Source organism: Citreicoccus inhibens (assembly GCF_019039035.1).
In the GTDB taxonomy this organism is placed as follows: Bacteria; Myxococcota; Myxococcia; order Myxococcales; family Myxococcaceae; genus Citreicoccus; species Citreicoccus inhibens.
Genome location: NZ_JAHNZT010000013.1, coordinates 64149 through 76356, shown reverse-complemented (window position 1 = coordinate 76356; position 12208 = coordinate 64149). Strand labels below are relative to the sequence as shown.

The 12208-nt window shown below is 69.2% G+C and carries 8 protein-coding genes; 1 reads left to right on the top strand and 7 read right to left on the bottom strand.

Annotation, left to right across the window (positions count from 1 at the left end):
- Positions 1-7: 7 nt before the first annotated feature.
- Positions 8-961 carry an AraC family transcriptional regulator gene (locus KRR26_RS17540; RefSeq protein WP_147423071.1) on the bottom strand — a complete coding sequence of 318 codons (954 nt, stop codon included), beginning with the start codon at positions 959-961 and terminating at the stop codon, positions 8-10.
- A 273-nt stretch (positions 962-1234) separates the two neighbouring features.
- On the opposite strand from KRR26_RS17540, the gene KRR26_RS17535 reads away from it, so the two are divergent.
- Positions 1235-2215 carry an NAD-dependent epimerase/dehydratase family protein gene (locus KRR26_RS17535; RefSeq protein ID WP_120209947.1) on the top strand — a complete coding sequence of 327 codons (981 nt, stop codon included), beginning with the start codon at positions 1235-1237 and terminating at the stop codon, positions 2213-2215.
- Between the two features lie 12 nt (positions 2216-2227).
- Here the strand turns inward: KRR26_RS17535 and cglE are convergent, their stop codons facing one another.
- From cglE to KRR26_RS17505, 6 genes are all read right to left on the bottom strand, one after another.
- Complete coding sequence (cglE, locus tag KRR26_RS17530) at positions 2228-2827, bottom strand: adventurous gliding motility protein CglE (RefSeq protein ID WP_120209948.1); 600 nt, start codon at positions 2825-2827, stop codon at positions 2228-2230.
- A 145-nt stretch (positions 2828-2972) separates the two neighbouring features.
- Entirely contained in the window at positions 2973-5018 is a 2046-nt protein-coding gene (locus KRR26_RS17525; RefSeq protein WP_120209949.1) for a TonB family protein, read from the bottom strand.
- 56 nt (positions 5019-5074) lie between these two features.
- Positions 5075-5356, bottom strand: a complete 282-nt coding sequence (locus KRR26_RS17520) for a hypothetical protein (RefSeq protein ID WP_120209950.1) — start codon at positions 5354-5356, stop codon at positions 5075-5077.
- Between the two features lie 162 nt (positions 5357-5518).
- Positions 5519-6898 (bottom strand): tetratricopeptide repeat protein, encoded by a 1380-nt coding sequence (locus tag KRR26_RS17515; RefSeq protein WP_217080356.1) that lies wholly within the window; start codon positions 6896-6898, stop codon positions 5519-5521.
- Positions 6895-10551, bottom strand: a complete 3657-nt coding sequence (locus tag KRR26_RS17510; protein ID WP_217080355.1) for a tetratricopeptide repeat protein — start codon at positions 10549-10551, stop codon at positions 6895-6897. Before KRR26_RS17510 ends, KRR26_RS17515 begins: the two co-directional genes overlap by 4 nt.
- A gap of 113 nt (positions 10552-10664) precedes the next feature.
- Positions 10665-12197 carry a tetratricopeptide repeat protein gene (locus tag KRR26_RS17505; RefSeq protein WP_120209953.1) on the bottom strand — a complete coding sequence of 511 codons (1533 nt, stop codon included), beginning with the start codon at positions 12195-12197 and terminating at the stop codon, positions 10665-10667.
- Positions 12198-12208 lie beyond the last annotated feature (11 nt).

Sequence of the window (12208 nt, the reverse complement as noted above, 5' to 3'; positions counted from 1 at the left end):
TGTTTCCTCAGGCGTGCGAGACGTCCTGCCGCCGCCGGAAGCTCACCGGCGTCTCCCCGGTCCATCGCTTGAAGGCGCGGTGGAAGGCGCTCGGCTCGCTGAAACCCAGCAGGAAGGCGACCTCGCCCACGGACAAGCGGGCTTCCCCCAGGTAGCGGCGCGCCAGCGCCTCTCGGACCTCTTCCACGAGCTGCTGGAACTGGGTGCCTTCGTCCTGAAGCCTCCGGCGCAGCGTGCGCTCGGACAAGGCCAGCCGCGTCGCCACGCTGCCCAGGCTCGGAAGTCCGCCTCGGAAGTCCTCCACGAGCAGGCGCCGCACGTGCGCGCTCAGCGACTCGGGGCGAGGCGCCTTCGCGAGCAGGGCCTCGGCCTGCCGCTCGAAGAAGGCGAGGAAGTACGGGTCCGCCTGCGCGAGCTTCCACTGCGTCACCTCGGGGCGAACGAGCAGCGCGTTGCGCTCGCGGCCGAAGTGCACCGGCGCGCCGAACGCGGCCTGGTGCGCCGACGTGTCCGAGGGCCCAGCGTGCGTGAAGTGAACCTCCACGGGCCGCCACGGCTGTCCCGCGATGAGCTGGCCCGTGTGCAGGCACTCCATGAGCAGGTGCTCCGCCGCCACGGAGTCGCCGGCCTGCGGCGCCGTGTGCCACGCGAGCACCAACGCCGCGAGGTCCTCCACCTGCCCGCGCTCCCACGTCCACGCGCTCGTGCACAGCCGACAGAAGCGCCCCAGGCGGGCGAACGCCTCGTCCAGATCCGGACTCACCGCGCACGCGAAACCCAGCGCGCCGAAGTGCTCGCGTCCCCCCATGCGGGCGACGTCCAGGTGGAACAGCGGACGAGGCGCCCGGCGCGACACCTCGTCCCACAGCTCCAGGTAGCGCTCCACCGCCACGTGCACCGCATCCGGGGAATCCACGGGGGGACCCTCGATGAGCGCAAGCTCCGCGGGAGCGAGTCCCACGGCACGCGAGGCCTCCAACACGGGACGCAGGACGCGAAGGGAGACGAGGTGACTCACATCCCCGGTTATATCGCCCCGCGCCCCACCCGCGCTCTCCGGGAGCCCATCGCAAGGGGAGACTGGCCGAGCCCTGTGCTCGCGCGGGGGGGCGTGGCGCGTCGTGACACGGGCCGTGGCCGCGCGGGTCAATCCTTTGTCCGGTGCCATCACTGCCCCGGAGCCGCCCGCTTCGTAGGTTTCGGGCATCGGTCTTCCTTGCTCCTGGAGCCTCCCATGCCCGCCCCCTCGTTCACGCGTCCCATCCTCGTCCTTGGTGCCACGGGAGGCTTTGGCCTCGCCGTGACGCGAGCGCTCCTCGCCGCGGGGGCAAGGGTGCGAGCGCTCGTACGCGATGAGGCCCGGGCCCGCCGAGCGTTGGGCGAGGACGCCTCACGCGTGGCGCTGCGAGTCGGTGACGCCCTACAGGCCGAGGCGGTCTCACGCGCCGCCGAGGGCTGCAGTCACCTCGTCCACGCCATCAACGTGCCCTATCCCGAGTGGGACACCGTCATGGAGCGCGTCACCACCAACGTCATCGCCGCCGCGCGAGCGCAGGGCGCGACCATCGTCTTCGCGGGCAACGTGTACAACCTCGCCCCGCGCTACGACGTCCCGCTGACGGAGTCCCATCCCGAGGGCCCCATCACGCACAAGGGAACGCTGCGAATGCGCATGGAGCACGCGCTGCGCGACGCCACGCAGGCTGGCGACGTGCGCGTCCTGGTCGTCCGGGCCAATGACTACTTCGGCCCCACCGTGCGCAACGGTGGCGTGGATCCAATGTTCCTCAATGCGCTGGCCGGCAAGGCGCTGCTCACGCTCACGGATCCAACTCGCGCGCACGAGATGGCCTATGTGCCCGACGTGGCCCGAGCCACCGTTGCGCTGATGGGCCTCGCGGATGGCCCGGCGTTCGACGTGGTGCACGTGCGCGGCTTCGTCACGCCCACCTCCCGAGACTTCCTGGAGGCCGTCGCACGAGCCGCCGGAGCCCCCGCGCGCGTGCGCCGGCTGCCGTGGTGGCTCATCCGCGTGGGTGGACTCTTCAATGGCATGGCTCGCGAGGTGGTGGAGATGCGCTACCTCTACGAGAACACCCTGCTGCTCGATGACGCGACGCTGCGGCGGCGCGTCCCGGACTTCACGTACACCCCCCTGGAGCAAGCCCTCCGCGAGACGCTGGAGAGCTACCGCCACCACGCCTCGCGGGCGTGAGCCGCGCGGCCCTCAGAACGTGTACTTCACGCGAGGAAACACGGCGAACGTCATGATGCTGGGCCCGAAGATGTAGCGGCCCATCAAGTCCGCCCCCACGGAGAAGTGATCGAGCGACGTCGCGTACTCCAGCCCCACCCCGGCCCCCGCGTTGAAGGCATTCGTCGCGCGACCGGGGTCTCCCCCCTCCGAGTCCACGGGAGACGGATCCAACCGCGTGTAACCCGCGGCGATCTTCGGCGTCAGATAGAAGCGATTCGCCAGCCGCAGGTGATACGCGGCCGTCAGGTCACCGAACGCCACGGTGAAGTTGTCCGACAGCGAGCAGATGTCGGAGTTCGGCAAGAAGCCGGCGAAGCAGTTCGCCGCGGACGAGCCCAAGCCGAAGTGCGCGCCCAACGACAGGCGCTCGGTCAGGTCGTAGCCGATGCCGAGCTGCAGGTACGACTGCGCGTTCGAATAGGAGTTCTCGCCGCCCACGGTGAAGAAGACGCCGATATCCGTTTCGGTGAAGAAGCCACGGCGCGGCGTGAACTCCACACCCTCGGGAGGCGTTTCCGCCAGGGCGGGGACGGACAGCGCGAGCGCGGCCAACAGCACGGACTTCTTCACAGGGCCTCCCGTCGAACGAGCCCTCCCGAACCCACCGGAAGCGGCGCGAGACGTTAGTGATGCCCCGGGCCACTCGGCAATGTCGGTCCGGAGCGAAACCGGCGGGGTCCGTTGCGTCCCCGCCACTCGCGACCGCCGGAGCTGTTCAGCCCTCGCCCCCGCCGCCGACATCCGCGCCCGCGGGCGAGAACAGCCAGGGATACGTCACCGACACCACGCCACCCCCCTTGGGCTCGGGGAACTTCCAGCGACGGATGCGAGCCAGCATGCAGTTCTCCGCCGAGGTGCTGCCGAGCGTCGACTCGGAGACGGACGCGTCCGCCACCGCGCCCGTCGGGTCGATCGTGAACGCCACCGCCACCTTGCCCGCGAGGCTCGGGTTCTTGTTCAGCTCGGACTCGTAGCAGTACTTGATCTCACCCTGGTGGCGCCGGATGACCTTGGCGATGACGTCCTTGTCCAGGCCGCCCACCACCGTCGTCTTGCCCGGGATGACCTTGGTGAGGCTCTTGCCGCGCCCGCCCAGGTCGATGCCCCCCGAGCCACCCGCGCCGCGCCCATCGCCCTGCGTCCCCACGCCCCCGATGCCCAGCGCCGTGCCGCCGCCGCCCTTGCCCGTGCCGCGCGTGCCCATGCCGCCCACGCCCTGCGCATCCCCCATGCCCGCGCCGCCCTTGAGCCCACCCAGCGCGTTGTTGATGCCCGTGCCCAGACCGCCCGGCCCGAACACGTCCGACGCGCCGCCCTTCAAGCCCTTGAACGCACCCAACAGGCCGACCTTTCCCACCACCTGCCGGTCCTTCTCCTTCTTGGTGCGATCCACCACGGGCGTCCCGGGCCTCGAGGGATCGGCCTCGGCCTTCTTGGCCTCCTCCTTGCCGAACTTGCCCTCCTCGTCCTTCGCCTTCGCGCCCTCCTCCACGCCCTGAAGCTGGAGCTTCTTCATCTCCACCTTCTTCTCCGGCGCGATGAGGAACTTCGCCACCCGCTGCTGGGACTCGAAGATGTCATCGGCCGAGCGCGACTCCGTGCGCGGCGTCAGCGTCAGCGCGGCCAGCAGCGCCGCCGCGACCATCAGGCACATCACGGTGATCTTGAAGAAGGCGAAGTCGCGCTCGGACAGCGCGGGCGCTTCGATGGCCGCCGAGGGCCGGACCTGCCGGAGCACGAACGTCAGCGCGCCCAGCGCCACCTCCGCCCGGTCATGCAGGCCGAGCGTGTACACCTGCTCCGCGTCCGCCGCCGCGCTCGCGAGCTGTCCCGCCGCACGCAGCGCATCCTTGGTCCGCACGTCCCCCATGTGGGTGACGATGACGCCCGCCCCCGCGGGAGTCCGCAGCTCCAACGTGCCCCCGCGCCCCACCGCGAGGACATGGCGAGCGCCCACCCCGGGCACTGGAGCCAGGAACGCGTTGCGTGAGCCTTCGCCCACCGTGACGGGCACGCCGTCTCGGAAGTGCCGGACCTCGAGCAGCGTGTCGCCCCACAGAAGCGCGACCTGGAGCAGGTGCGCATCGGCCGTGGGCTGGGCCTCGGCGGGCAGCGGCTCCTGAAGATGCGCGGGAGGACGGGCCGCGGAAAGCGGCGCATCGCGGCGAACCGCGTGGGGCTCGGGGCGAGTCCGGGCCGCGGGCGGCGGCGCATCGAACATGGGCGCGGGCGGCGTGGAGCGAGACACGGCCCCGGCTCCGCCCAACCCCGCGCTCACCGTCGCGCGATTCGCGCCCCCGGCGCTCGTGACCTGCGCGCCCACGGCCTGCACTCGCGCGGGTGTCACCACCTCGGCCATGGAGGGAGACGCCGGGCGCTGCGTCACCGACCCTTGGAACGCGGCGCCCGCCACCTGCGCGCCCGCGGGAGGCATGGCCCGCGCGGGCTCACCGAAGAAGACCTCGACGCGCGAGCCCCCCAGGGCCAGCACGTCACCGGGTTTGAGGGGCGTGGGGATGAGGAGGCGCTCGCCGCGCACCTGCGTGCCGCTCTCGCTGCCCAGGTCGATGGCGACCACCGAGCCGTCGGCATCGACCTTGAGCATCACGTGCAGGTTGGAGACCCGCGGGTCCTGAATCTTCACCGCCGCCTGGGCGCCCGACCCCACGATGACGCTGTCCGCATCCACAACGGCCTCCTGGATGGAGCCGTCCGGTCCGGTGATTCGAAGCGTCACGCCGTTCTTCTTCGCCGCCGCCATGAGGAATCTTCCTTCTTCCCTTCCGCCCGAAAAACGCCCGCCCGTCGCGTCACCCGCTAGAGGTTGTCCGCGGACTTCTGCATCTCTGGATCGAAGTTCTCCCGGACCTTGATGAGGCTTTGGAAGTCGGTCTGCTTGCGATTGAGCAGATAGGAGCCCTCCGGCTTGGTGAGCTCCCCCTCCACCGCGACATCCGTGAAGTCGATGACCGTCTTCTTCCGGTAGACCGTCCGGTCCTCCTCCTGGATGACCTTCACCTCATCCTTGCCGCGCTCCTGCGCGGCCACGGGAAGAGCGAACAGCACGGTCCCCAACACTCCCGCTGCCAGTCGCTTCATTGCAGCCTCCAGTCACTCCATTGCCTGAGACAGCGGGTCGGGCCCGAGGCCCCCGCCGCTCCTTGCAGGGCTCGCACCAGCTCCAAGCCCCCTGAATCTAAGGCCGCCGCTCGCCAGCTTCCACGGGCGGGCCTGGAGGAAGGAAAAAACTTCCCCCCACCGTCACTTCCCCGGAGTTGGCGCCGGGGAGGGAGCGGGAGGCGTCTCGGGCGCATCACCCGCTGGCCCCCCAGTCCCAGTGGGAGCAGGCTCCGCGGCCGGGTCCTGTGGCAGGTGCTCCAACACCGAGCCGCCCCCACCCGCGGCCGGAGGTCCTGGCTTCTTGTCCGGATGCCCCCCCTCGGGCGCGGGAGTGGCCTGTGCGGTGGACTTCATCATGTTGCGCAAGCCCTGCGTCTTCGCCTGGATGAGCTGCTGATCCTGCGCGGACGTGGACGGCAACCCCCTGCAACGCTCCAGGAACGCGATGGCCTTCTGCCAGCCGGTGCGCTCGGCCGCGTAGGCCCAGCCCGCGCCACACAGGGCCTCGGGTTGATCCGGGCGCTGCGCCAGCACCCGCTCGAAGGCCTCGCCCGCCGCGATTCCCTTCTTCGGCTCCCGGCCCTTCTGACCATCCAACGCATACGCCAGATAGAGCTGGGCCTCCTGCGCGCCCGGCTCCAGCTCCAGCGCCCGAGAGAAGGCTCGCTCCGCGCCCGCATAGTCGCGGTAGCTGAGCGCCAGCGCGCCCAGGTTGAGGAAGCCTGGGACGAACTTCGCATCGAGCGAGACGGCTCGCTGGAACTGCGCCAGCGCCCGGGCTCGGTCATCGAGCTTCAGGTACACCATGCCCAGGGTGTTCGCGATGGCCGGGTCCTTGTCCGCGCCCTTGCGCGCGTCGAGCAGGAGCAGCTCCGCGAGGCGGAACTGGCCACGCTCGTAGGCGATGAGCGCGAGGTTCTTGTAGGCCTCGGGATGGTCCTTGTGTCGCGATAGGACGCGGCGCGCGGTGGACTCCGCCAGGTCGAACTTCTTGGCCTGCGCGTACGCAGCGGTGAGCGCGTCGAGGACCGCCACGTCATCCTCATGCTTCGGCGCCTTGAGCGCGCGCGCGTAGAGCGCGATGGCCTCATCCGCCCGCCCCTGCTGACGCTCCAGCCCACCCAAGTTGAGCACCGAGGGCGTGTGCGCGGGGTCCAGGAACAGTGCCTTCTCATAGGCCGCGCGCGCGTCATCCATCCGCCCCTGGCGCTGCGCGATGACGCCCAGGTTGAACTGGGCATTGAGCGCCTGAGGCGCCTTGGCCAGCGCCTTCTCGAAGCCCGCGCGCGCGGTGTCCAGGTCGCCCGCTTCGTAGGCCGCGAGCGCCTCGGCGAACAGCGCGTCCGCGGTCTTCTCCGGTGGCGGAGGTGGAGGCGCGGTGACCACGGGCGGCGTGGGCGGTGTCACCACCGCGGGCTTCGCCGAGGCGCACGCCAGCGCGCCACACGACAGGCCCAACACGAACCAGCGCGAGCGCCATCCCCACGCGCGAGGGGCCACGAACGACGACGGGGCGCTCACGGGTGCACCTCCTCATTCGACGCGGTGGGCGCGGGCGCCTTGCCCGCCTCGGGCGCCTGGGGTTTCGCGGGAGGGTCCTGCGGCGGCGGCGTGGCCGGAGCAGGCTCGGCGGGCGCGGTGGCTGCGCTGGCCGGGCCCGTCAGCACGCGCGCCACATCCGTGCTGGCGAACGACTCACCGCTGCCGCGATAGGTGACCGGCCGCACCGCGGCGTAGACCCCGGGCTTGTACCGATTGAGCTGTTCCTGGGCCGCCAGCGTCCACTCGCTGTAGAGCCCCAGCTCGTAGGCCTTGTCCAAGCCCTTCTCCAGAGCCTCGGAGGCCTTGTCCTCCAGCGGCAGCGCCAGGTTCTCCAACTCACCGCGGTACATGGAGAGCTGATCCTCATCGAGCCCCGGCGGATCCGGCGACTCCATGATGTTGCGCGCGAAGTCCGCGTATGCGAGCCCGATGCGGGTGAGCGCCGCGATGCCCCACTCGCCCGAGCCCGTGGCGAGCACCGCCGCGTACTCCTTCTCCAGGCGCGCCATCTCCCGCTGCTTGGCCGCGAGGTCTCGGCGGATGGTGCTCACGCGCGTGAAGCGGATCTCCGTGTAGCGCCGCCACAGCGACTCCAGCGTGAGGAACCGCGCATGGCCATACGCGTTGAGCAGCGCGGTGTTCTTGTGCTGCGCCTCCGGCAGACGGCCCCACGTCCGCACCAGGTCGTCCTCGGCCCGCTCCATGCCGCGGTAATCGCGCTGCTTCTGGTACGCGAGCAACTCGCGGTAGCGCGCCAGATACGGCTGCCCCGAGGCCGTGCGCGCATCCCGCCCATAGTCCTCGACGAAGAGGTTGAAGGCGCGAGCCGCATCCGCCCACTTCTTCTCCTTCTCCCAGACGAGCCCGATGGCGAACGCGACCTGAGGCACGTCCTTGCGGTCCCCAAAGCGGCGGATGTACGCGGACCAGGCCGCCACCGCCTTCTGTGAATCGCCCACGCCGTCCCACCACACCCCGGTGTTGAACAGCGCATCGGCCACCCAGGCCCCCGCTTCATCCACCAAGGTGGCGCGCTCCGACGCATGGCGCGCGCGCGACTCGGCGGACTCTGGAGGCGTGGGGCTCGCGGGCTCCTCTTTCTTCGCTGGAGGAGCCTTGCCCTTGTGCTTGGACTCCTTCGCCTTGTGGCTCGAGTCGCGCTCCGCCATGGCCGCGTCGTACTCGGCGACGAAGGCCTCGGACATGACCGCCGCCTTGCGGAACTCGGCCACCTTTTCGTAGAGGCCGGACAGCGTGTAACGAGCCTTCAGGGTGAAGGGACTGCCGGGATACTCCTTGAGGAAGCGCTCGCCGGCGGTGATGCCCTTGTCCATCTCGCCCGCTTCCTGCGCGATGACCATCACGTAGGTGAGCGCGCGGTCGGCGTTCTCCGAGTGAGGGAACTCGGAGACGAAGCGAAGGAACTCCTCGGCGGCCTTCGCCGGGTTCTTCTCCTTCTTGTAGACGATCTCATCCACCCACTTGTACTGGCTGCCCTCCACCACGCGGGCGACGCGCGCGGTGAAGTCCGTGCCGGGCTTGGACAACTTCCTGTTCGACAGGAACTTGCGCGACAGCGTGTTCAGCTCGAACCACTCCTGCCGACTCTCCAGCACGTACATCGTGAGGTCGGCCGCGTCACGCGATCGCCGCTCCTCCGGGAACTTGTCGATGATCTCCCCAAAGCGCCGCGCGGCATCCACGAAGTGCGCGCGGTCGTAGAGAATCACCGCGGCCTGATAGCGCAGGTCAATCTCGTCCGGGTTGTCTGGGTACAGCTTGTTGTACACGTCGCAAGCAGCCACGAGTCGGGACTCGAACCGCGTGAGGTCCTCCTCCTGCTGCTCCCGCGCGTCGCGCTTCACCAATTTCTGCCGAGCGACGTCGCCCTTGTCCTTCTTCTCGTCGACCTTCTGCCCGTCCTTGAGGTCGCTGCGAGACAGCTGCCCGCGCTCGATCTTCACCAGCTTGTCGTAGGCGAGCACCGCGTTGTACGCGGCGCTCTTTCGGTAGGCCTCGTTGGAGACTTCGCGCGCGGTGTCGCGGTCCGGAATCTTGAACACCACCACGGCGTCGTACTCGGCGGCGGCGGCCTCCCACTCTTCGAGGGCCCAGAGGATCTCCGCGTAGAAGAAGCGCAGGTTGAACGCCGAGTCCGCGACGAAGTCCGGGTTGTCATTCGACGCGAACGCGTCCACGTATTGCTTGTAGATGTCGCGCGCGAGCCGGTACGTCTCCACCTGCCGCGTCTTCTGCGCCTCCTGGTGGTACTCCGTCACCATCACCCGCATCGCTTCTTCGGTGACGTTGAAGGCGTTGCGCAGCACCGGCGTCTGTCCCGCGTTGGCGCTCCACCAGGGCGCGCCGGGGCGGTACAGGTCCACCATCCGCTTCATCTCCTTGCGGACCTGCTGGCGCTGCCGCAGTCCTTCGAAGGCGCGGACGATGGCCTGCTGATACTCCGGAGCGTTGGAACCCATCGGCGCGTCGTCGATGAGCGTGCGGTACATGGTGATGGCGCTGTCGAAGTGGCCCGCGTCCACGAGTCCCGCGGCGGTCTTCGCGAGCAGCCGACTCTGCCGCTGCACGGGCGCCTTCGCCTTGAAGTAAGCGAGCGCGGCCTCGGGCTGATCCAACTGGACGTAGAAGACCGTCAGGTCATTGAGCGCCTCGGTGCGCAGGTCGCTCAGCTCCGCGCCGTGCTTCTGCGCGTAGTCCACCACGTCGTGGAGCTTCTTGAGTCCCGCGTCGTAGCCGCCCGGCGTGTTGTAGTCACACCACGCCAGCTTGTAGATGGCGTAGGCGAAGATTTTTGGAACGCCGGACGCGCGCGCCTTCTCGAAGTTGGCCCGAGCGGGGTCCAACTTGTTCGCCTCGAAGTAGTGATTGCCGAGCTGGATGTACGTGTCCGGCACGAACTGCGACTTGGGGAAGTCGCGGATGAGCTCCTCGTAGCGGGCCACGGCCTCGTCGCGCCGGCCCAGCTCGTAGAGGTTGTAGCCCAGGGAGAAGAGGACCTCGTCGCGCTGGGGATAGTTCGGGTAGTCGCGGAGGATGTCCTCGTAGATGCGCATCGTGTCCGCGCGGTAACGCTCGCTCTCACGATGGTCCTGCCGAGGCGCCTCCACCTTCTCGCCCCGCGCCACGGCCGCGTCGTAGGACTTCTCCGCGGAGAGGAACTGGTTCATCTCCAGCCGGTAGAGGTACTTCGACTTCTCCCAGTACAACTCCGACAGGCGATACAGCAGCTCCGCCTTCTGCGTGCTGCCATCCTGGAGCTTGGGAATGAGGCGCTTGAAGCCCTCGATGGCCTCGTCGCGCTTCTTGTCCGCCAGCGCGTCCTTCTTCGCGTCGTCGATGCGCGGCACTTCCGCGAACTTCGCCGTCGCGGGCCGCACGCGCGCGGGACCGCTGCGCACGTCCTCGGGCGCCACGCCCGGCGGAGGTGCCTCGGCCTTCTTCGCGTCGTCCTTGCCCGCGCTGTCCTTGCGAGAGGACGCCGCCTCAGGCTTCGTCGCGGACGCCCGCCCCGGCTTCGTGGCGGCCTTCCGGGACTGCGCAGCCTCCGCCCCCGCCCCTGTCGCCAGTGCGACCCCCACCGCCAGCGCACCGAAACGCAGCACCACCTTCATGCGAACCCCGCCAAGTCACCTGCCCTGGCGCGAAGGCCGCGCGGCCCCCTGGGCCAGGGACGACAGAAAGTAGACGCGCCCCCCTCGAATGAGAAGTGGCCCGGGCACGCCGCTCAGCGCTCCGCTTTCTTCGCGGGACAGCCTCGCTTGAGCGTGTACTGGTAGTAGCCAATCTCGTCGATCCAGAACTCGCCCTGGAACTTCCAGTAGTTCCACGCCTCGCCCGGCATCTTCGGGCGGTACAGCGACTGACGCGCGAGCAGGGCCCGCTGGTCCACTCCCGCCTGGAACAAGTCCTTCTCATCCAGCGCTGTCTGCACGCGGATGATCTCCGCCTGGTCGGAGAAGGTGCGCAGGTTGTCGTAGGCCTCGTGCAGTCGGCTGCGCGCCAGGGTGCCTCCCACCTGGAGCAACGTGCTGCGCACGTCCTCCAACGAGGCCACGGTCTGCGTCGCCAGCGGCGTGCCTCGCCACGGGCCTTCGGTCAGCTCGCGCTTCTCCGCGTCCACGCGCGCGAGCATCCGCTGCACTTCACGGATCCGCTCGTTGCTGCGGATCCACAGGTAGACGGGGCGCGGCAGCCGGCGGTTCTCCGAAGCCACCAGGTTGAAGGCCTGCACCAGCGTGACGTCCTCGCGCGTGAAGGGCTCCAGCTGCTTGGCCATGGGGCCGTAGTGCGCGTCGAACGAGGCCAGCGTCGTCTTCACCTCGTCGTACAGGCACGAGTAGTAATAGACGGTCGCCTTGAGGATCCACGACTCGGGCTGGAAGGCACCCTCGAACTGCGGCGCGTGCAGGGCCTGGAGGCTGCCGAGCGCGCCACCAAAGTCCTCGTTCTGGAAGCGCGCGAAGCCATTCTCGAACAAGGCCTGATCCCAGAAGCGCGCGTAGCGAGGGACCATCTCGTAGGCCTCCTCCGCGCGCGCATACTCACCGCGGCGGTACAGCACCCGCCCGAGCGACAGCATCGCGAGCTGCCGCGTCTCGGGCAGCTCCACCTGGGGCTCCTTGGCGGCCAGCACATCCTTGAACGAGGAGATGGCCTCCTGGTCGAGCGACTGGGCCTCGCCCGGACGGCCCGGGAAGCGCGGATCCGCCAACACGATGCCGAGCAGATAGCGCGCCTTCGCGTAGACGCGGCTGTCACGAGGCACCGCCTCGAGCAGCGCCCGCGCCTCCTCGAAGCGCATGCGCCGCTGGCTCACGGTGCCCACCAGATAGTTGATGCGCGCGAGCACTTCCTTGGGCAGCGTCACCCATTGGTCGCGCACCTCGTCGGTGTAGGCCTGGTTGAGGATGCTCGGGATGAGGTTCTGCTCATCCAACCGCTGCTGCATGTCCACCAGCCCCTCGATGGCCTTGAGGTACGAGGGGTGCTTGGGCCCAGCGTTGACGATGTTCGCGTAGGTGATGAAGGCCGCTACGGGCAGGTCCTTCTTCGCGAAGGACTGCGCCAGGTAGTACTCGGACCGGGCCTTCACATCCGGGGGCACCTCCCCTTCCGACAGGCGGAGGAAGAGGGGCGCGGCGGTGTCCAGGTCACCCGCGTTGAAGGCCGCGAGCGCGCGGTTGTACCCGGAGACGTCCTGCTGCGCGGAGGCCGCGAGCGGCGCCAGGACAACCAGGAGGCGGAGCAGTCGGGACATGGCGTTCTTTC

What these genes read in the sequence shown, in the direction of transcription:
- KRR26_RS17535 (WP_120209947.1), top strand. Translation starts at nt 1,235, where the DNA reads ATGCCCGCCCCCTCGTTCACGCGTCCCATCCTCGTCCTTGGTGCCACG.
- KRR26_RS17505 (WP_120209953.1), bottom strand. Translation starts at nt 12,197, where the DNA reads ATGTCCCGACTGCTCCGCCTCCTGGTTGTCCTGGCGCCGCTCGCGGCC.
- KRR26_RS17525 (WP_120209949.1), bottom strand. Translation starts at nt 5,018, where the DNA reads ATGGCGGCGGCGAAGAAGAACGGCGTGACGCTTCGAATCACCGGACCG.
- KRR26_RS17510 (WP_217080355.1), bottom strand. Translation starts at nt 10,551, where the DNA reads ATGAAGGTGGTGCTGCGTTTCGGTGCGCTGGCGGTGGGGGTCGCACTG.
- KRR26_RS17520 (WP_120209950.1), bottom strand. Translation starts at nt 5,356, where the DNA reads ATGAAGCGACTGGCAGCGGGAGTGTTGGGGACCGTGCTGTTCGCTCTT.